At 64.9% G+C, this 19700-nt stretch carries 17 protein-coding genes; 9 read left to right on the top strand and 8 right to left on the bottom strand.

Features of this window, described 5'->3' with window-relative positions:
• Positions 1 to 26 precede the first annotated feature (26 nt).
• From J2T07_RS18980 to J2T07_RS18965, 4 genes are read left to right on the top strand one after another with little or no spacing between them, the layout of a single operon-like run.
• Positions 27 to 1421, top strand: a complete 1395-nt coding sequence (locus J2T07_RS18980; RefSeq protein ID WP_306852382.1) for a sigma-54-dependent transcriptional regulator — start codon at positions 27 to 29, stop codon at positions 1419 to 1421.
• A gap of 8 nt (positions 1422 to 1429) precedes the next feature.
• Positions 1430 to 1747 carry a hypothetical protein gene (locus tag J2T07_RS18975; RefSeq protein ID WP_306852381.1) on the top strand — a complete coding sequence of 106 codons (318 nt, stop codon included), beginning with the start codon at positions 1430 to 1432 and terminating at the stop codon, positions 1745 to 1747.
• Between the two features lie 57 nt (positions 1748 to 1804).
• Positions 1805 to 2233 carry a DUF3757 domain-containing protein gene (locus J2T07_RS18970; protein ID WP_306852379.1) on the top strand — a complete coding sequence of 143 codons (429 nt, stop codon included), beginning with the start codon at positions 1805 to 1807 and terminating at the stop codon, positions 2231 to 2233.
• A complete protein-coding gene (locus J2T07_RS18965; protein ID WP_306852377.1) occupies positions 2230 to 2646 on the top strand; it encodes a DUF3757 domain-containing protein in 417 nt (138 codons plus the stop codon). The genes J2T07_RS18970 and J2T07_RS18965 overlap by 4 nt, the downstream gene beginning before the upstream one ends.
• Positions 2647 to 2775: 129 nt before the next feature.
• Here the strand turns inward: J2T07_RS18965 and J2T07_RS18960 are convergent, their stop codons facing one another.
• The 4 genes from J2T07_RS18960 to J2T07_RS18945 all read right to left on the bottom strand — a co-directional run bounded on the left by J2T07_RS18960 (position 2776) and on the right by J2T07_RS18945 (position 9155).
• On the bottom strand, positions 2776 to 4317 hold the full coding sequence (locus J2T07_RS18960) for a response regulator (protein WP_306852374.1): 1542 nt from the start codon (positions 4315 to 4317) through the stop codon (positions 2776 to 2778).
• 25 nt (positions 4318 to 4342) lie between these two features.
• Positions 4343 to 4789, bottom strand: a complete 447-nt coding sequence (locus J2T07_RS18955) for a response regulator (protein WP_306852372.1) — start codon at positions 4787 to 4789, stop codon at positions 4343 to 4345.
• Positions 4786 to 6582 (bottom strand): sensor histidine kinase, encoded by a 1797-nt coding sequence (locus J2T07_RS18950; RefSeq protein WP_306852370.1) that lies wholly within the window; start codon positions 6580 to 6582, stop codon positions 4786 to 4788. Before J2T07_RS18950 ends, J2T07_RS18955 begins: the two co-directional genes overlap by 4 nt.
• Positions 6583 to 6806: 224 nt before the next feature.
• On the bottom strand, positions 6807 to 9155 hold the full coding sequence (locus J2T07_RS18945) for a GH92 family glycosyl hydrolase (RefSeq protein ID WP_306852368.1): 2349 nt from the start codon (positions 9153 to 9155) through the stop codon (positions 6807 to 6809).
• Between the two features lie 169 nt (positions 9156 to 9324).
• Between J2T07_RS18945 and J2T07_RS18940 the strand changes: the two genes are divergently transcribed.
• The 5 genes from J2T07_RS18940 (at position 9325) to J2T07_RS18920 (ending at position 15102) form a co-directional block, all read left to right on the top strand.
• On the top strand, positions 9325 to 10374 hold the full coding sequence (locus J2T07_RS18940; protein ID WP_306852366.1) for a LacI family DNA-binding transcriptional regulator: 1050 nt from the start codon (positions 9325 to 9327) through the stop codon (positions 10372 to 10374).
• Between the two features lie 20 nt (positions 10375 to 10394).
• Positions 10395 to 11717, top strand: coding sequence for an L-fucose:H+ symporter permease (fucP, locus tag J2T07_RS18935; protein WP_430539381.1), 1323 nt, complete (start codon positions 10395 to 10397; stop codon positions 11715 to 11717).
• A gap of 75 nt (positions 11718 to 11792) precedes the next feature.
• Complete coding sequence (locus J2T07_RS18930) at positions 11793 to 12773, top strand: carbohydrate kinase family protein (protein ID WP_306852363.1); 981 nt, start codon at positions 11793 to 11795, stop codon at positions 12771 to 12773.
• Entirely contained in the window at positions 12770 to 13990 is a 1221-nt protein-coding gene (locus tag J2T07_RS18925; RefSeq protein WP_306852362.1) for an AGE family epimerase/isomerase, read from the top strand. Before J2T07_RS18930 ends, J2T07_RS18925 begins: the two co-directional genes overlap by 4 nt.
• A gap of 194 nt (positions 13991 to 14184) precedes the next feature.
• Positions 14185 to 15102 (top strand): MBL fold metallo-hydrolase, encoded by a 918-nt coding sequence (locus J2T07_RS18920; protein ID WP_306852359.1) that lies wholly within the window; start codon positions 14185 to 14187, stop codon positions 15100 to 15102.
• A 114-nt stretch (positions 15103 to 15216) separates the two neighbouring features.
• Here J2T07_RS18920 and ligD read toward each other — a convergent pair whose 3' ends face one another.
• The 4 genes from ligD to J2T07_RS18900 all read right to left on the bottom strand — a co-directional run bounded on the left by ligD (position 15217) and on the right by J2T07_RS18900 (position 19585).
• Complete coding sequence (ligD, locus tag J2T07_RS18915; protein ID WP_306852357.1) at positions 15217 to 16089, bottom strand: non-homologous end-joining DNA ligase; 873 nt, start codon at positions 16087 to 16089, stop codon at positions 15217 to 15219.
• A 3-nt stretch (positions 16090 to 16092) separates the two neighbouring features.
• Entirely contained in the window at positions 16093 to 17031 is a 939-nt protein-coding gene (locus tag J2T07_RS18910) for a Ku protein (RefSeq protein WP_306852355.1), read from the bottom strand.
• 87 nt (positions 17032 to 17118) lie between these two features.
• On the bottom strand, positions 17119 to 19029 hold the full coding sequence (locus tag J2T07_RS18905) for a CocE/NonD family hydrolase (protein ID WP_306852353.1): 1911 nt from the start codon (positions 19027 to 19029) through the stop codon (positions 17119 to 17121).
• A 313-nt stretch (positions 19030 to 19342) separates the two neighbouring features.
• Complete coding sequence (locus J2T07_RS18900) at positions 19343 to 19585, bottom strand: hypothetical protein (protein ID WP_306852351.1); 243 nt, start codon at positions 19583 to 19585, stop codon at positions 19343 to 19345.
• Positions 19586 to 19700: the final 115 nt, after the last annotated feature.

The following is a 19700-nucleotide window of genomic DNA, read 5'->3' as shown; positions in this document are numbered from 1 at the left end:
ACTATTCACCGAACCTGTCGGACCTAATGAGCAAGCAGACCGTACTGGTCATCGACGACGAACGGGACATCCGCGAGTTACTGACCATCACACTCGGTCGAATGGAACTCGACGTCGACGCCGTGGGGAGCGTCAGCGAAGCGCGGAGCGCATTGGCGGCCCGGCGCTACGACCTGTGCTTCACCGACATGCGGCTGCCCGACGGCAGCGGCCAGGAAATCATCGAGCTGATCGCCACCAACCATCCGGACATGCCGGTGGCGATGATCACGGCCTACGGTAATGTCGATGCGGCGGTCAACGCGCTCAAGGCGGGTGCCTTCGATTTCGTTTCCAAGCCGGTGGATATCCACCTGCTGCGCCGCCTCGTGCGTACGGCGCTTCGCCTGTCCGAGGAGCGCAAGGCGGGTGCCGGCAGCAAGACCTCGCCCGGTGCCGATCGCCTGATCGGCGACTCCTCCGCGATGACCGAAGTACGCGGCAAGATCGCCAAGCTCGCACGCAACCAGGCGCCGGTCTATATCGCCGGCGAGTCCGGCGTGGGCAAGGAACTGGTCGCCCGCCTGATCCACGAGATGGGGCCGCGCGCGACCGGCGCCTTCGTGCCGGTGAACTGCGGCGCGATTCCGTCCGAGTTGATGGAAAGCGAATTCTTCGGCCATCGCAAGGGCAGCTTCACCGGCGCGCATGCCGACAAGGAAGGCCTGTTCCAGGCCGCGCAAGGCGGCACGCTGTTCCTGGATGAGGTGGCGGAGCTTCCGTTGCACATGCAGGTGAAACTGCTGCGCGCCATCCAGGAAAAAGCGGTGCGTCCCATCGGCGGCCGCGACGAAATTCCAGTGGATGTCCGCATTCTCTCGGCCACGCACAAGAACCTCGCCGCGCTGGTCGAGCAAGGCCTGTTCCGGCAGGATCTCTTCTACCGCATCAACGTCATCGAACTGCGCGTTCCGCCGCTACGCGAGCGTCGCGGCGACGTGCCGAAGCTGGCGGACTTCATCCTCCGCCAGCTGGCCACCGAAGCCGGCGGCGAACCCGGGCGCCTGCGCCCGGAAGCCCTTGCCGCGCTGGAGGCCTACCAATTCCCGGGCAATGTCCGCGAACTGGAGAACATCCTCGAACGCGCCATGGCGATGTGCGAAGGCGACACGATCGAAGCCGAAGACCTGATGCTGCCGCAGCGCACCGTCGCGCCGGCGCTGGCCGCCGTGACGGAAGCCGCCGCCCCGGCCACCGCCGCACACGCCGTGCGCAGCGCCGCGACCGACGGCTCGCTCGAGGATTACATCTCCAACATCGAGCGCGACACGATCATCAAGGCGCTGGAAGAGTCGCGGTATAACAAGACGGCGACGGCGAAGAAGCTGGGGATCACGTTCCGCGCGCTGCGGTACAAGTTGAAGAAGCTCGGGATCGACTGAGACTGCTGGTGGCAAAAGCTGATCGCTCGGTCAGCAACTTCTGCAACGCAGAACTGGCAAAGCCCGCACCGGACAGGGAAGAAAATTCGGAAATCCGGCTCACAGGTGATTCCGCGCCAAGCCGTCTTCGCTGGAAAGCAAAGGAATTTTTCCATACCATGAATTTGCCTTTGGACAGGACGCGCCAAAGGAAACCCATCCAGGGCGAGGAGCGCGCCAGAATCTCCCATATCCAGGGGGCGGTTCGTGCCGAAAAGGGCATACCTGACAAGCGCACTCGTACATCGCCGACGGCGCCACCGTCGCTCGATTCCCATACTGACTGATAGCCCGTCGCCCCCGGCGATGTTGGCGCCCTTCCCTCATGGAAAAGGAAATCAGTCATGCGCGCATTGCTCGGCGCTATCGCGACACTTGCATCCCCCGTTACCTCGGCCTACGTCATCGAACATTGCCCGCATCCATTCACGATCGTGAGTCAACACGGTGTCCATAAGGCGCCTGCACAGGACTCGCGATACGAATGGGTAGGTGTCGCACCCGCTGGAAACGATGGCAACGTGGTTCGCTTCGAAGAAGCGATCTTCTACCCCGATAGCGAAACCGCAATCGACGGCGAACTGGCCCGTTGCAGCTACAAACTGGAACGAGGCGCATTGGATATGGCTTACATGGACATGGCCGGGAGACCGAAACTCCGTCTGCACGACCGCCATGCGTGGACGCGTGAGCTGGGCCCCTTCGGCGTGGTGTATCACACGTGCACTGCAACCGACGGTATCGGTTGTACGTTCCGCGGAGTCGGCGAATGAGAACGCTGCCAGCGCTTGCCATCTTGCTCCTCGCGCCAACGGTGCACGCACGAGTCACCGAGCACTGCCCTTCCCCGAACGACATCATCTTCGCTGACGAAAAGTATCGTGCGCACGCCCAACGGGCGGACGCGACGTGGTCCGGCATACCGAGCGCCGCCGGGGGCGGTCACGTGCGCGAATTCATCGACGCGGAATTTCACGCGGTGCGGGCCACGAATCCATCCATGATCTTTGGATTCTTCGAAGGCTGCCGCTATCGCCTCACCTCTGGCACGCTCGTCATGAAATACAACGGCGGCGCAACGCCACTCAAGGTGCTGGTCCCTCCCCATGGCTGGTCAGCCCGCAAGGGAGACTGGCTCTACAGATGCTCGCGAAATCGAGAGGGCTGCTCATTCACCACGGACTGACCGACGAGCCTCCTGGTGGGAGCCGACCCTGTCGGCGATGGGTGCTTGCCGTAACCTGGCCCGTTGCCGCGAGATCGCCGACAGGGTCGGCTCCCACCAGGGCTTGCTTTTCCCAAGCAACGGAGCGTTCTAACCCGCATTCAGCGCCTCACGCACCTTCCGCAGCAACGCCCGCGACTGTACCGGCTTCTCGATCACATACAGATGATCGAGTTGGGGCAATTCGTCGAGGTTCGGTGGCGCATTGGGGTGCGCCAGCAGCAACACCGCGCCGCCGTAGCCGTGATCGAGCAACGCGGCCAGCGTGCGAACCCCGGTGAACAGGTTCATGTCGGCGTCCATCACGACAAGGTCCGGCACGCCATGCGCCTCGATCCATTGCAACGCGGCCGTGCCGCTCTGGCTCGCACCAGCCTGGTAGCCGTACGCGTCGAGCGTATCGACCAGCAGCGATAGTTGCACCGCCTCCTCCACCACCACCAGCACGCGTTCGGCCTCGCCCTGGAGGCTCGCATCCATGATTTGCGGTTCGACGTGGTCGCCGTCCTCGTTGCGCAACGGCAGATAGAGATGAAATTCCGTGCCTTCGCCGGCCTGGCTACGCACACGCATGAGGCCGCCGTGATTGGCGACGATGCGCTTGCACGACAGCAGGCCCAGACCCGTTCCCGCTTCCTTCGTCGTGAAGAACGGTTCGAACAATCGCTGCAGGACTTCGGGCGGCATGCCGTGCCCGCTGTCGACGACCGACAGTCGCAGGTATCGCCCGGGCGTGGCTTGCTCGCCATCGGAGAAGAAATCCTCGGGCAGGCTGACCATATCGGTTTCTATCCGCAGCACGCCTCCCTCGGGCATCGCCTGGATAGCGTTGAGGCAAAGATTGAGAAGGCACTGTTGCAGTTCGGTGTGATTGCCTTCGAACGCCACGTCCGGATCGAATACGTCCACATCCATCCGCACCATACGCGGGATGCTACCTTGCAGGAGCAGGTTCAGCGCTTCCAGCAGGGCGCCGAGCTTCACCTGCTCCGCGCGCCGCGCACCGCGGGCGAAGGAAAGCATCGAAGAAACCATTTCCAGTCCGCGGCGCCCGCAATCGCGCACCAGCGTGCCGAGCCTCGCGAGGCGAGGATCGTCGGCATAGTCCTCCAGCGTGTCGCCAGCGAGCAAAAGCGGCTGCAACAGGTTTCGCAGGTCGTGGCTCAGGCCACCAGCCAGCAGGGCGAGGCTTTCGAAACGCTGCGCGCGGATCAATTCCTGCTCAGCCCGTGCGCGGGCACGTTGCTCTTCCGCCTCGCGCAGGGCGCGGCGAACCGCGCTGGCAAGACGTGCGGTGTTGTGCTTCAGGATGTAATCGGTGGCACCGTTACGCAATGCCTCGATCGCCGCTTCCTCACCGAGCGTGGCGGAGATGAAGATGAAAGGAATATCGGAGCCGCGCTCGCGCAGGATCCGCAGCGCACGTTCGCCGCTGAAGACCGGCATGCTGAGATCGGACAGCACGATGTCCGGATGAAATTCGTCGAGGGCAGCGATATAGGCCTGCTCGTCGTCCACCAGCCTCGTCTCGTACTCGATCCCGTCCTGGTCGAGTTCGGTCAGCACCAACTCCGCGTCGAGGGGACTGTCCTCGACTTGGAGAATCCTGACCTTTTGGACTTGCCCACCCATGTCTCATCCCGTCCGTCGTCGCGTGTTATTCGCCTTCCGGGCGCTGGTTCAGCACCGCCCAGAAGTGGCCAAGCGTCTGCACCGCCGTGAAGAATTGCTGTACATCCACTGGCTTCAGCACATAGGCATTGACGCCGAGATCCCAGCTGCGCGCAAGATCGCTCTCTTCACGGGATGAAGACAGGATCACCACCGGCAGGCGCTTCCAGCGTTCCTCGGTACGCAGTTGCTTGAGTACTTCCAGGCCGTCCATGCGCGGCATCTTGATATCGAGCAGGATCACGGAGGGATCACCCTCCGGCCGATCGACGAAGGCACCGCGGCGATACAGCCAGTCGAGGCAATCGACGCCATCCTCCACGTGGACGACCGGATTGGCGAGCTTGGCCTCGCGAAGGGCGTCGATGGCCATTTCGGCATCGGCCAGGGAATCTTCGACGAGAAGGATCGTGCGCAGGTCGCGCTTGTTCATGTGTCACCCGTTCTGGAGCCCGGCACATCGGATGCCGGTAGTGAGAAATGGAAAGTGGCGCCGCGGTCGATCTCACCCTCGGCCCAGGTCCGGCCGCCATGGCGAGAGATGATGCGCCTGACATTGGCAAGACCGATGCCGTTGCCGGGAAACTCGGAAGCGCGATGCAAGCGCTGGAACACGCCGAACAGTTTGCCGGCGTACTTCATGTCGAAACCCGCGCCGTTGTCGCGCACCGAGAACTGGTAGTCGCCCGTGGGGGTTCTATCCAGCCCCACCTCGATCCGCGCGGACTCGCGGTGCGAAGTGTATTTCACCGCGTTGCCGAGCAGGTTCTGCCACACCGTGCGAAGCATGTTCTCGTCGCCGATCACGATGGGCATCGGTGTGATCTTCCAGTCGATGTGGCGATCCTGGGCATCGGTTTCCACCAGTGCCCGGGCTTCCTCCACCAGGGACTGCATGTCGACCGGCTGCAGTCGCAGCGCACCACGGCCCAGGCGCGAGAACACCAGCAGGTCGTCGATCAGCTGGGCCATGCGTCGCGACGAGCTGCTGATCACGTCGATGTAATGCCGCGCGCGTTCATCGGCCTTCTCGCCGAGTTCCATCTCGAGTTTGCCCGCGAATCCCGAGATGTGCCGCAGCGGCGCACGCAGGTCGTGCGACACCGAATAACTGAACGCTTCCAGTTCCCGGTTCACGTCCGAGATCTGTTCCACCTTGCCTTCGAGCTGGCGGTTCAGTTCGTTGACCTTCTGTTCCACCAGGGCTCGCGCGGTGATATCGCTCACCGTCAGCAGCAGGGCTGGATCGGCGCTGTCGGGCTGTTCGATGCGCCGGGCATTGATCACCACGAAGCGGTCGATGCCGTCGGCCGTGCGTTGGGTCAGTTCGTAATCCCATAGCTCGCGGTCGCGGGCGATCACGTCGGACAAGCGCTGCAACAACGCGGTGTCGCCCCATGCGCCGTCACCGATGCGGTCGAGCGGCGCATGCTGGTCGCTTTCAGGATCGAATCCGTAGAGTTCGGCGAAGGCGGTGTTCACCAGCAACGTACGCAGGTGACGATCGAGCATCGCGATCGGTTCGCGCACGGCCTGCACGATGAGCTGTGACCGTTTCACCGCATCGGCCACGCGGGACTCCGCGGCCAGGCGGATGGCAATCTGCCGCTCCGAAACCACCACCACGATGCCCAGCAGCGCGAGCTGCGCCAGCGCGGCAACCAGCAGCACGATGCGGTTGTTCGAAGCCAGCGTGGTGGCGTCGGCACGACGGGCGGCGAGCAGCTTCGATTCTTCGGCAAGCACCTCGTCGATGGGGCCGCGAACCGGGAACAGCTTGCGGGCATCCTCCATCGAGGCGAAGGCGCCGGCGCGATCGCCGGCAACCAGGCGCTGCAAGGCCTGGTCGGTGAGGGCCATGCGTCCGCTGGCGATCGACTCGAGGGCACCCAGCCGGGTCAGTTGTTTCGCGTTGTCGCGTGTCATCTCGCGCAACCCGGCGATGATCCCCGGCACGAGCTTACGCGGTGCCATGGCGCGTTCGTCCAGCTCGGCACCGTCAGGCGCACCGGCGATGCGCGCGTACATCGCGGCCTCGCTGCTGCGCAGGATGCCATCGAGCTGATACACGCTGGCCTTGATCTCCGCCGTATGGGTGACCCAGTCGCGCGAGTCCAGGGCGTCCTCCGAACTCGAGCGCGTGACGACATACGGCAGCGCCACGATCACGAGTACCGCTGCCAGCAGTCCGACCAGCCGCCAGCGCAGTCCAATGCGTTCGATCATGCCTTCCTCATCCCCACGACGACTCCTGCCCGGAAAGGACATTCATTGTAGACGCCGGATGCGTCGCTTCGGTGGATCGCCATCGCCGGCCCTCAGGACGCGCGACGGGTGCGCCCCCTCCCCCCGCCGACTGGCAAGGGAAGAGTGACGCACCCGTCCGTTTGGAGGCGTGCTTAATGCCGAAGGCGTCGTGAAGAGCCTGTGACGGTGTGTGAAGGCCCGGCTCAGTTCGCCGGTGCGCTCATGGAATAGGGCTGGGCCCCTTCGCCCGTACCCCATGTCTTCGCCGGCGTTTCCTGCATCGAGAAATGCAGTTCGCCGCCCGCGACGATCTCCTCATGCCGAACGAAGGTCCGTTCCAGCGACTTGCCATTGAGCGTGACCTTGCCCACATACGGATGCTTCGCATCCAGGTGGTCGGCCGTGACGGTGAAGCGCTTGCCTCCGGCGAGGTTGAGCGTGGCCTTTTCCACGAACGGACGGCCGATCACGTACTGGTTGCTGCCAGGCGCCACCGGGTAGAAGCCCAGCGCCGTGAAGATGTACCACGCCGACATCTGGCCGAGGTCGTCGTTGCCGACGAGGCCCGTGGGCGTCGGCGTGTATTGGGTCTGCATGATCTTCACCAGGCGCTCCTGGGTCTTCCAGGGCTGGCCGGCGTAGTCGTAGAGGTAGGCCACCTGGTGGCTCGGCTCGTTACCATGCGCGTACCAGCCGATCAGCCCGGTGATGTCCTCGACGTGGGCGAAGGACTTCGGGTCGACCTTCGCATCGAACACGGAATCCAGCTTGTCGACAAAGGCCTGCCTGCCACCCAGCGCGTCGATCAGCCCGGCGACGTCCTGTGGCACGTACCAGGAATACTGCCAGGCGTTACCTTCGGTGTAGTCGCTGCCGTAACCGGCGGACGAAGGATCGAACGGCTCGCGATACGTGCCGTCGCTCTTGCGGGCGCGGAGGAAACCGGTCTTGGTGTCGAAACTGTTCTTCCAGTTACCGGCGCGCTTCATGAAGGTCGCGGCGATGCCGTCCTTCCCCATGGCCTTGGCCATCTGCGCCAGCGACCAGTCGTCGAACGCATACTCCACCGTCTTGGACGCGGCTTCGGGCTGGCGGTCGATCGGCACGTAGCCGAGCTTCATGTAGTCGTCCAGGCCACCGTAGGGGCCGTAGGTGGCGCTGGCCACCATCGCGTCCAGCGCGGCGTTGGCATCGTAGCCGCGGATACCCTTCATATAGGCGTCGGCGATCACCGGCACGGCGTGGTAGCCGATCATGCACCAGGTCTCCATGCCCTGGTACGCCCACACCGGAAGGATGCCGAAGGGGCTTGCCTGGCGGGCGGCGATCAACGAACTGACGAAATCGTTGCTTTTCGCCGGTTCGAGCAAGGTCATCAGGGGCTGCTGCGCGCGGTACACGTCCCAGAGCGACCACGTGGAATAGAAGTCGAAACCCTTGGCGGTGTGCACCTGGTTGTCCGGGCCGCGGTACTCGCCGTTGACGTCCATCGACAGGCCGGGCGCGATCATGGCGTGGTACAGCGCCGTATAGAACGTCTTGCGGGTCTGCGCCGGGGCTTGCACGTCGACGCTGGAAAGGGCCTTCTCCCAGGCCTGGCGGGCTTCCGCGCGGCGGGTGTCGAAATCGAATCCGGCCCCGTCCTTGTCCAGGTTGGCCACCGCGTTGTCCTCGCTCACGGACGATACCGCCACCTTGACGACCAGCGGCGTGCCGAGGTCGCCGAAATCGAACACGCCTTCCAGGGCCCGCCCGCTGATCGCGTCCACGTCCTCGGCACGGTTGCCCGGACCGCTGAAGCCACGGTAGGGAATGGCGGATTCGCGGTTCTTGAGGCTGCGCGAGGCCAGTGGCTGGTTGAAGCGCATGGCGAAATACAGTTGGCGGCCCGGCGCCCAGCCACGCGTGGTGCGGCCGCCGGTCACCGTGCCGTCGGAGCGGACGCGCAGGGACGACCACAGCACCTTGCCGTCGTAGTCATAGATGCTGGGTCGGAGGTCGAGCAACAGGTGGGCCGGCTTGCCCTTGGGAAAGGTATACCGGTGCCAGCCCACCCGGGCTCCCGCGGTCAGCTCCGCGCGCACGTCGTAGTCGGCCAGCGTGACGGCGTAGTACCCTGCCTCGGCTTTCTCGCTCTTGTGATCGAAACGTGAGCGATAGCCGCTACCGGGCTGGTCGGGGGAACCGGGATCCAGCTTCACGTCGCCGGCGATGGGCATGACGAGTACGTCGCCCAGGTCGGAATGGCCGCTGCCGGAGAAATGCGTATGGGAGAAACCGAGAATACTCGAGTCGCCGTACTGATAGCCGGCGGCCCATTTATAGGCATGCTTCACATCCGGCATGGCCGTGTCCGGCGAGAGCTGGATCATGCCGAAGGGCACCGTGGCGCCGGGGAAGGTATGCCCGTCACCACCGGTGCCGATCATCGGATCGACCGCCGCGAAGGCGCTGGACGCCTTGTCGCTCGGGGCCGCCAGCGCGAGCGCGGGCAAGGCGAAGGACAGGGCGGCGGCCAGCAGGCCGTGGCGCAGACGGGTGGTGCTCGACATCGTTGGTTCCCCTCGGGTGGACGCGTTGCGAGTGGTCGCGATCATTTGGATCGTGACAAACGGACCGAACGTAGCAAAGATTGCGCAGACACGCATGTTGCAGTGCGTGATGCATCCCTGGGCCTACCGCGCGATCATCGCCCGGTTTAGATCGTTTGAAGGAGCTTCAATGTCGAGGAATACCCCGCAGCGCCGCAAGGTGACACTCGCCGATATCGCCCAGGGTTGCGACGTATCGCGGGCCACCGTATCCCTGGTGCTGCGCGGCAGCCCCTTGGTCAACTCCGCCACCCGGGCACGGGTGGAGGCGGAACTGAAGCGCCAAGGCTACGTTTATAACCGGGCGGCGGCCAACCTGCGCCGGCGCACGTCCTCGAGCATCGGCCTGGTCATCAACGACCTCGGCAACCCCTTCTTCGCCGAATTCGCCGCCGGGGCCGACGAAGCCCTGGCCAGCGCGGGCTACGTCACCCTCCTGGGCAACACCGGCGAATCGCCGGACCGCCAGCAGGCAGTGCTCACCTCGCTGATCGAGCATGGCCCCGCCGGGATCATCCTCTCCCCGGCCGAAGGCAGCGAGGGTGAGCAGGTACTGGCCGCCGTGGGCATGCACACGCCGCTGCTCGTGTTCAACCGCGAGCTGCCCGACGACGATGGCGCGCACCGCTGGGACACGCTCGAGATGGACAACGAGCACGGCGCCCGCCTTGCCACCGAACACCTGATCGGCCTGGGCCACCAGCGCATCGCCTTCTTCGGCGGCCACCGCGACTCCAGTTCGGTGGAACAGCGCCGCCGGGGCTACGCCGGCGCCATGCGCGATGCCGGGCTCAAGGTCGATCCCGCCTGGATGATCGAGAGCGCGCCCACCCGTCTCGAAGCCGCCCGGCAGACCGGCGCCCTGTTCGCCCGCGATCCCGCACCCACGGCGGCGGTCTGCTACAACGACGCCGTCGCCCTGGGGCTCATGCTTGGACTGACCAGGCGGGGCCGCCGCCCGGGCGAGGATTTCGCCCTGACCGGTTTCGACGATGTCGCGGAAGCCTCGGTGTGCGTACCGCCCCTCACCACCATCGCGGTCGATCCGCGTGGCCTCGGGCGACGCAGCGCCGAACTCATCCTGGATAGATTGAGCAATCCCGAGACGGACACTGCATATACGATCGCGCCGGTACGGCTGGTCGTACGCGAAAGCAGCTGTCCGCCGTCCTCCCCCTGAACCAACCAATGGAGCGCCCCATGGCCACCGGTTACACGCCATCGCCCACCTCGTCGTCCTCGACGACCTCGGGCGACACCCGCTACACCTATTTCCCCCTTGCGCTCGGCGTGATGACGACGATCTTCTTCATGTGGGGGTTCCTGACCTGCCTGAACGACATCCTCATCCCCCACCTGAAGGCCGTGTTCGAGCTGAACTACGCCCAGGCGCTGCTGATCCAGTTCACCTTCTTCGGGGCGTACTTCATCATGTCGCTGCCGGCGGGCAAGATCGTCGCCGCGCTCGGCTACAAGAAAAGCATCGTCGCCGGCCTGATCGTCGCCGGCATCGGCGCGGCGATGTTCTGGCCCGCCGCGGGCATGCGCCTGTACCCGTTCTTCCTCGCCGCGCTGTTCATCCTCGCCACCGGCATCACGGTGCTGCAGGTGGCGGCCAATGCCTATGTGGCCCTGCTCGGCCCCGAGAAGACCAGCTCCAGCCGTCTCACCCTGGCCCAGGCGCTGAACTCGTTCGGCACCTTCCTGGCCCCGTTCTTCGGCGGCTTCCTGATCCTCTCCAGCGCGGTGAAGAGCAGCGCGGACATCGCCAAGCTCTCGGCGGCGGAGCAGATCACCTATCGCGCGCACGAAGCCTCCACGGTGCAGGGCCCGTACATCGGCCTGGCCATCGTGCTGGTGCTGCTGGCCGTCGGCGTGTACCTGTTCAAGCTGCCGGCACTGGAAGAAACCACCGAGAAGGCCGACGACAGCCACCACTCGTTGATGGACGCCCTGAAGACCCCGCACGTGCTCTTCGGCGTGCTCGGCATCTTCTTCTACGTCGGTGGCGAAGTGGCGATCGGCAGCTTCATGATCAACTACCTGCAGCTGCCGGAAATCGGCAACATGTCGGGTGAAGTGGCCGCCAGCCACGTGGCGTTCTACTGGGGTGGCGCGATGGTCGGCCGCTTCATCGGCTCGGCCCTGCTGGCCAAGTTCTCGCCACGCAAGCTGCTTGCCGCATTCGCCGTGATCAACATGCTCCTGGTGCTCACCACCATGATGACCACGGGCACCGTGGCCGTTTACAGCATCGTCGTCATCGGCCTGTTCAACTCGATCATGTTCCCGACGATCTTCTCGCTCGGCATCGAGCGCATGGGCCCGCTGACCGGCAAGGCCTCGAGCCTGCTGATCATGGCCATCGTCGGCGGTGCGCTGATCCCCTGGATCCAGGGTGTCGTCGCCGACCAGATCGGCTTGCAGCACGCCTTCTTCATCCCGCTGATCTGCTACGCGTACATCGTGTTCTACGGCCTCAGCGGCTCGAAGATCCGCGGCGTCCCCGTCGCCGCCCGCTAAGCGCCCCACGACGACGGCCGGCATCGAAGCCGGCCGTCGCTCTTTTCACCTCGCCCCCAAGGACAGGCCGTACGCATGTCTTCCATCCTCTGCTTCGGCGAGGCGCTGATCGATTTCCACGCACAGCCCCAGGGCGGCGCCGGTCAGCCTCCCGCCTTCGTTCCCTTTGCCGGCGGTGCGCCGGCCAATGTCGCGGTCGCCGCGGCACGACTGGGCGCCCAGGCCCGCTTTGCCGGCATGCTCGCACGCGACATGTTCGGCGACTTCCTGCTGAAGAGTCTTACCGAACTCGGTGTCGGTACCGACGACATCGCCCGTACCGACGAGGCGCGCACGGCGCTGGCCTTCGTCGCCCATGACGACAAGGGCGACCGTAGCTTCAGCTTCTACCGTCCGCCCGCCGCGGACCTGCTCTTCCGTCCCGAACACTTCCGCAAGGAAGCCTTCGACGACATCGCCATCTTCCATGTCTGTTCGAACTCCCTGACCGAAGCCGCCATCGCCGCCACCACGGTGGAAGGCATGCGCCGCGCCCGCGCGGCCGGCGCCCTGGTGAGTTTCGACATGAACCTGCGCCCCGCCTTGTGGCCCCACGACGAGGCACCGCTGCCACGGCTGTGGGAAACCCTCCACGAAGCGGACGTGATCAAGCTGAGCGCGGAGGAGTTCGCCTTCATCCACGCTGGGGCGGGTTCCGACGACGCCGTGCTCGAACGCCTCTGGCGTGGCAAGGCGCGCCTGCTGCTGGTGACCGACGGCGCCGAGCCGATGCGCTGGTTCTCGCGCGGCGCGCGCGGCACGCTCGAGGGATATCACGTGGAGGCTGTCGACACGACCGCCGCCGGCGATGCCTTCGTCGGCGGCCTGCTCGCCCGCCTCGCCACCGAAGGCGTCACTCCCGAGCGCTTCGATGCGCTCATCGCCGACGAGCGCCGCCTCGTCGACCTGATCCGATTCGCCGCCGCCTGCGGCGCGATCACCGCCACCCGCAAGGGCTCGTTCACCGCCATCCCCGACCAGGCCGAAGTGAAGGCCTTCATGGAGAAGCACGCATGACGACCGTTCCCCTTCCCGATTTCCATTCCGTCGATGTCCTGCGCGACCACGTCGCCAAGACCATGGCCTTCTACAAGCCGAACGAGGTCGATCCGGCCGGCGGCTTCTTCCAGTACTACAAGGACGACGGCACGGTCTACGACAAGACCCACCGCCACCTCGTGTCCAGCACGCGCTTCGTCTTCAACCACGCGATGGCCTACCTCGAGTTCAAGAAGCCCGAGGACAAGGAACTCACGATGCACGGGCTGAAGTACCTGCGCGAGGTGCACCTCAACCCGGAAACCGGCGGTTACGCCTGGACCATCGCCGACGGCAAGCGCGACGACCAGATGAACCACTGCTACGGGCTCGCCTTCATGCTGCTGGCTTATTCCTGCGGCGTGAAGGTCGGATTCGAGGAAGCGAAGGGCTGGCAGAACGATATCTGGGACCTGCTCGAGAAGCGTTACTGGGAGCCGTCCCACGGCTTGTACCGCGACGAGGCCGACAAGGACTGGAACTTCACCGGTTACCGCGGCCAGAACGCGAACATGCACATGACCGAGGCCATGATCGCCGCGTGGGAAGCCACGAAGGACGACCGCTTCCTCGACCGCGCGCTGCTGCTGGCCGAGAACATGACCCAGCGCCAGGCTGGACTGACACCGCAAAAGCTCGTGTGGGAGCACTACCACAGCGACTGGACGATCGACTGGGAATACAACCTCGACAATCCCAAGCACCTGTTCCGTCCCTGGGGCTTCCAGCCCGGCCACCAGACCGAATGGGCGAAGCTGCTGATGATGCTCGAGCGCTATACCAAGGGCACGGCGCGGCATAAGCCGTGGCTTGTCCCCACGGCGAAGCACTTGTTCGACGAAGCACTGGACAAGGCCTGGGACAAGCAATACGGCGGCATCGCCTACGGCTTCTCGCCCGAGGGCGACGTCTGCGACGACGACAAGTATTTCTGGGTACAGGCCGAGTCGCTCGGCGCGGCGCAGTTGCTGTTCGAGACCACCGGCGAGAAGAAGTACGACGAGTGGTACGACAAGATCTGGGCTTACAGCTGGGAGCATTTCGTCGACCACACGTACGGTGCGTGGTACCGCATCCTCAAGCGCAACAACGAGAAGTACGACGACGAGAAGAGCCCCGCCGGCAAGACCGACTATCACACGATGGGCGCATGCTACGAGGTGATGGCTTCGCTGCGGCGGATGCAGGGTAAATAAAGGGCGCCAGCCGGGCTCCGCCGGAAGGCGGAAGCCCGGCACCGCGCCACCGCACATTTTTCCAATACGCCGACAGTCGCTGCAAGCGCACCTTGCGTGGTGCGTTTCAGGAAACACGGTGACGCGCTCGAAGGATCTACTGACGATATCTCCCGCGACCTAGGATGCGGACGTATCCCCTGGAGATCTCCATCATGTCGTCCGTACCCAACATCGCGCGTCCCGCCGCGCAGCCGCCTCAAGAACTGGTCCCGTCCCGCTACGCGGTGAAGGTCGGCGACATCGACGTGCTCGTGATCAGCGACGGTGTCATGCCGATACCGGCGGTGATCATGGCGGCGAACGCCGCACCCACCGATCTGTCGGACTGGCTGGGTTACATGTACATGCCGCCGGACACCTTCGACTGGCCGCTGAACGTGATGGTGGTGCGCAGCGGTGAACAGACGATCCTCATCGACGCCGGACTGGGCATCCAGTTTCCGGGCTTCCCGCGCACCGGCCAGCTTCCGCAACGACTGGCCTCCGCCGGCATCGATCTCGCATCGATCACCGACGTGGTGATCACCCACATGCACATGGACCATGTCGGCGGCCTGCTTGTCGAGGGAGTGAAGGAGGGCTTGCGTCCGGACGTCCGTATCCACGTGAACGCCGCCGAGGTCGCGTTCTGGGAGGCGCCCGACTTCACCCACACCGCCATGCCGCCGGCGGTGCCGCCGGTGCTTCGATCGACCGCACAGAGTTTTGCGAACGAATACCGCGACCGCATCCAGACCTTCGACGAATCGTACGAAGTGGCACCGGGCGTGGTCGCCCGGCGCACCGGTGGACACACGCCAGGGCACTCCGTGGTCGCGCTGACCTCGCGCGGGGAGCGACTGACTTTCGCCGGCGACGCCGTCTTCCCCGTCGGCTTCGACCACCCGGAGTGGTCCAACGGCTTCGAGCACGATCCCGAGGAAGCGGCCCGCGTACGCTTGAGCCTGTTCCGCGAAATGGCGGAAAGCGGCTCGCTGATGGTGGCCACCCACCTGCCCTTCCCGTCCGTGGGACGTGTCGCGATCAGCGGTGACGCGTTCCGTTGGGTGCCGGTGATCTGGGATTTCTGATCCCGCATCGCTTGGTGGGAGCCGACCTTGTCGGCGATCCCGCGGCAGCGGGCCCGGCCGCGGCGAGCACCCATCGCCGACAAGGTCGGCTCCCACCGGAGCTTTTCTTGGGCGCTAGGGCAGCGACTGTTTGAGCGTCGCGATGTCCGCCCAGGGGTCCGCATCCGCGGACTTCGCCCGTTTCAACGCCTTCTTCAGGTCGAAGGCACCGCCGCCTTTCAGCCGCGCGATCTCATCCCAGCGCACGGGCATCGCCACCGGCGCACCGGGCCGTGCGCGCAGCGACCAGCCGGTGACGCTCGTGGCGCCGCGGGTGTTGCGCAACCAGTCGATGAAGATCAGGCCCTCGCGCTTGGCCTTGCTGGCCTGCGCGATATAGCGCTGGGGTTTATCGGCGACCATCGCATCGGCGATGCCTTCGCAGAACGCTTTCACCGCATCCCAGGAGGGCCCTCGGCGAAACGGGGCCACCACGTGCAGGCCCTTGCCGCCCGACGTGCGCACGAAGCTTTCCAGCTTCACCTCGGCAAGGCGGTCACGGATCTCGCGGGCCGCCGCCACGATGTCCTTCCATGCGACACCGGTAGCCGGGTCCAGGTCGAAGATCAGCCGGTCCGGCTGGTCGGGCTTGTCCGCGCGGGCGCCCCAGGGATGGAATTCGAGCGTGTTCATCTGCACCAGTTCGAGCACACCGGCGACATCGTCCACATAGATGTACTCGGCTTCACCCCCGTCCTTTTCCATCAACGTGACGGCTTTGACGTGCTCACCGAGCTTGTCGCTGTGATGCTTCTGAAAGAAACACTGGCCGGTGGTGCCCTGTGGGCAACGGACCAGCGAGAGCGGGCGTCCTCGCAGTTCCGGCAGCATATGCGAGGCGACCGCTTCGTAATACGCCGCCACGTCGCCCTTGGTCGGACCACCCTCGCCGAACACCTCGCGTTCGGGATGGGTGATGGTGATGCCGCCGACGTGTTGTCCCGCCATGGGTCAGCCCGCCTTCCGGCGCTTGGCCGGAGCCTTGCGCGAAGCGGTCTTCTTTGCCGCCGTTTTCTTCGCGGCCGTTTTCTTCGCAGGCGCCTTCTTCGCCGCCGGCTTGCGTTCCGGGGTGTTCTTTGCCGCCGGCGTACGCGTCTTCGCGCCGATGCTCTTCTTCAACAGCGCCATGAAATCGACCACATTCGTCGCGGCGTTCTCCGGTGTGTGTTCCTCTTCCTCCACCCGGGCGGTGACACCCTTGCTCTTGAGGCGCTTCTCGATGGCCGTACGCAGCTTTTCGCGGAACTCGTCACGGTAATCCTCGGGCTTCCACTTGCCCGACATCGACTCGACGAGATCGGTCGCCATCGCTATCTCACGCGATGTAATCCGGTAGTCGCCGGTGGATTTTCCCGGCAGTTCGAAGTCGTCCAGGTCGACGACCTCCGAGGTGTAACGGAGCAGGTTGAGGACCAGGGCATCGCCTTGCGGCATGACGGCGGCAAGGTATTCCTTCGTCCGGATGACCACGCGGGCGATGCCGGCCTTGCCGGTTTTCTTCAGCGTCTCGCGCAGCAACACATAGCCCTTCTCGGCCTTCTTCGCCGGAAGCAACACATAGGGCTTTTCGTAGTACGCCGGCGCTATCTCGCGGGCATCGACGAAGGTGTCGATCTCCACCGTCTCGTGCGCGTCGCTGGCGGCGTTACGGATATCGTCCTCTTCGAGGACCACGTAATTGCCTTTCTGGTACTCGAAGGCCTTGACGATGTCCTTCCATGGCACTTCTTCGCCCGTGTCGGCGTTCACGCGTTCATAGCGCACCGGCGTATTGTCGCGCTGGTCGAGCATGCGGAAATGCAGGTCGTTGCGTCGCTCTCCGGACATCAGCCGGATCGGCACGTTGAGCAGGCCGAACGACAGCGTACCGGTCCAGATGGGGCGGGCCATGCGGGCGATCCTCGGGCTCGGGTGGAACCCGAGGATCGCGCCGGTGGCGTGCAGGGAACGCAAACGTGGTTGCGCCCCCGGGCTGCCTTACTTGCCGCCCTGCACCACCGGAAGTTCGATCGCACTGGCCGTGCCAGGCGCATGCCATACCTGCTGCGTGGCCTTCCGGTAATCGGACGGCTTGGCGAAGAAGATGTTGGGCACGAAGGTTTGCGGGTTGCGGTCGTACAGCGGGAACCACGACGACTGCACCTGCACCATGACCCGGTGGCCGGGAAGGAAGGTGTGGTCCACGGTCGGCAGGCCGAAGCGGTACTCCAGTGGCGTATTCGGCGTGAGCGCCTTGGGCTCGGCGAAGCTCTCGCGGTAGCGGCCGCGGAAGATATCCATGGAGACCGCGAGCTCATAGCCACCCATGGCCGGCTTGCTGGCATTGGTGTCCGGGTAGACATCGATCAACTTCACCACCCAGTCGCTGTCCGTGCCACTGGTCGAGGCGTAGAGGTTCACCTGCGGTGCGCCAGCCACCCTCAGCGGCGCGGTGAGCGGCTCGGTCACGTACGTCAGGACATCCGGACGTCCATCGACGAACCGCTGGTCTTGCACCAGCCAGGTGGTCCAGGACTGTCGGTCGGCGAAATGCACCGGGCGTGGCACATATGGCACCGGCTTCGCCGGGTCCGAGACGTACTCGTCATACTTGGCTTCGGCCGCGCCAGGGGCCTCAAACGACAACTTACCGTTGGCATTGAGGTACATCGGCCGGCTCGACCTGGCCTGTGGCCAGCTCTTGAAGCGGTCCCAATGGTTCTCGCCCGTGTTGTAGATCAACACGGGCGGGGTGTTCGCCTTGGGTGCGCCATCGACCAGGTACTGGTTGAAGAAGGGCAAGAGGACATCGCGGCGGAACTGCAGCGCGGTATCGCCATCCCACTCGAGCGCACCCAGCGACGAGGCGTCGTAGTTCACCTGGCTGTGCCGCCATGGGCCCATGACCAGGTAATTCCTGTCGTTGCCCTTGTCCTTGGGCTCCACCGCCTCATAGCTGTGGATGGCGCCCCACATGTCCTCCTGGTCCCACAGGCCCTGGACCCACATGGTGGGCACTTTCAGCGGCTGGCGACCCATTTCCTTGTCCAGCGCCTGTCCTTGCCAATAGGCGTCGTAGGCGGGGTGTTCGCTGAGTTTGCGCCAATAAGGCAACTGGTCGAGGCCCGCGGTCCGCGCATAATCCCCCGCGGAACCGGCAGCCAGGAAGTTGGCGTAGTCGTCGTAGCCCGTCCGCGGAATGGTCGCGCCCTTGCCGCGCTTGGCGTTCTGGCCGGCGATGTAGTCGAAGTTGGTCTGGCGGAAGGCCCCGTAGTGGAACCAGTCGTCGCCCATCCAGCCATCCACCATCGGGCTCTCCGGCGCGGCCACCTTGAGCGCGGGATGGGGATTTACCAGGGCCATCACCACGGTAAACCCCTCGTAGGAGGACCCGATCATACCGACCTTGCCATTGGACTCGGGCAGGTTCTTGGTCAGCCATTCGATCGTGTCGTAGGCGTCGGTGGAGTGATCGACATCGGACGAGTTCAGTGGCCCACGCAGTGGCCGGGTCATCACGTAATCCCCTTCCGAGCCGTACTTGCCGCGAATGTCCTGGAAGACGCGGATGTAACCGGCGTCGACGAAGACCTCGTCGCCCATCGGCAGCAGGTTGCGCATGGTGGGAGCGTCCGAGCGCTTCGCCCGCCCGTCGGCGTTATACGGGGTGCGGGTGAGCAGGATAGGAGCGTGTTTCGCGTTCTTCGGGATGACGATGACGGTATGCAGCTTCACCCCGTCGCGCATCGGAATCTCGACAACGCGCTTGATGTAATCGTTGGCGCCGGCGGGCGCTTCGTACGTTGCCGGGATATCCGGCGTCAGCGGCGCGGTCTGCGCGGCGACGAAGGACGAGGTGACAGCCAGGGACAGCGCGAGCATGGGCAGCAACACGGGACGACGTGGCATGGGCATTCCTGTGGCAGTGGGACGGAACCGCCCTAGCCTGCCGCATCCTGAACGGGAGGGCTACAGGTCATGAGACACGGAGCCAGTTGGCCGCCGCCTGGCACGAGGCATGCCCGGAGCCCTGGTGGGAGCCGACGTGTCGGCGATCCCGTGGCAGCGGGCCAGGTTGCGGCAAACACCCCTCGTCGACAGGGGGCGGCTCCCACCCGGGCTCCCCGGTAACGGACAAAAAAAGCCGCTGCGAACAGCAGCGGCTTTTTTTCCGCGAATCCGCTCGTCCTTCCGGGGAAGGACGGGCGGTCGCGAGCGTGGCTTACTGACCCGAAGCGGTCGAAGCCGGAGCCGGAGCGGCGGTGCCGGCGGCAGCCGGAGCGGCCGTGCTGGCGGCCGGCGGGGTGGTGTCAGCCGGCGGCGTGGCGGCCGGAGCAGCCTCGGGGGCGGCAGCGGCGGTCGAAGCGGACGACGGCGCGGTGGCCGAGGTGTCGTCGGACTTGTTGCAGCCCGACAGCATGGCGGCGGCGACAAAAGCCAGGGCAGTGATGGAAATGACCTTCATGATTTAGGGCTCCTCATTTGTTATGTATAGGGCAAGCGCTGCGGAGCATACCGCTGAAATGGCGAACCTTCCACGGCAATCGTCGCGCTTGCAGACAAAATAAAACTCGCATCCG

This window comes from Luteibacter jiangsuensis, from assembly GCF_030812295.1.
GTDB lineage: Bacteria > Pseudomonadota > Gammaproteobacteria > Xanthomonadales > Rhodanobacteraceae > Luteibacter > Luteibacter jiangsuensis_A.
This window is presented reverse-complemented; position numbering and strand designations above follow the sequence as displayed.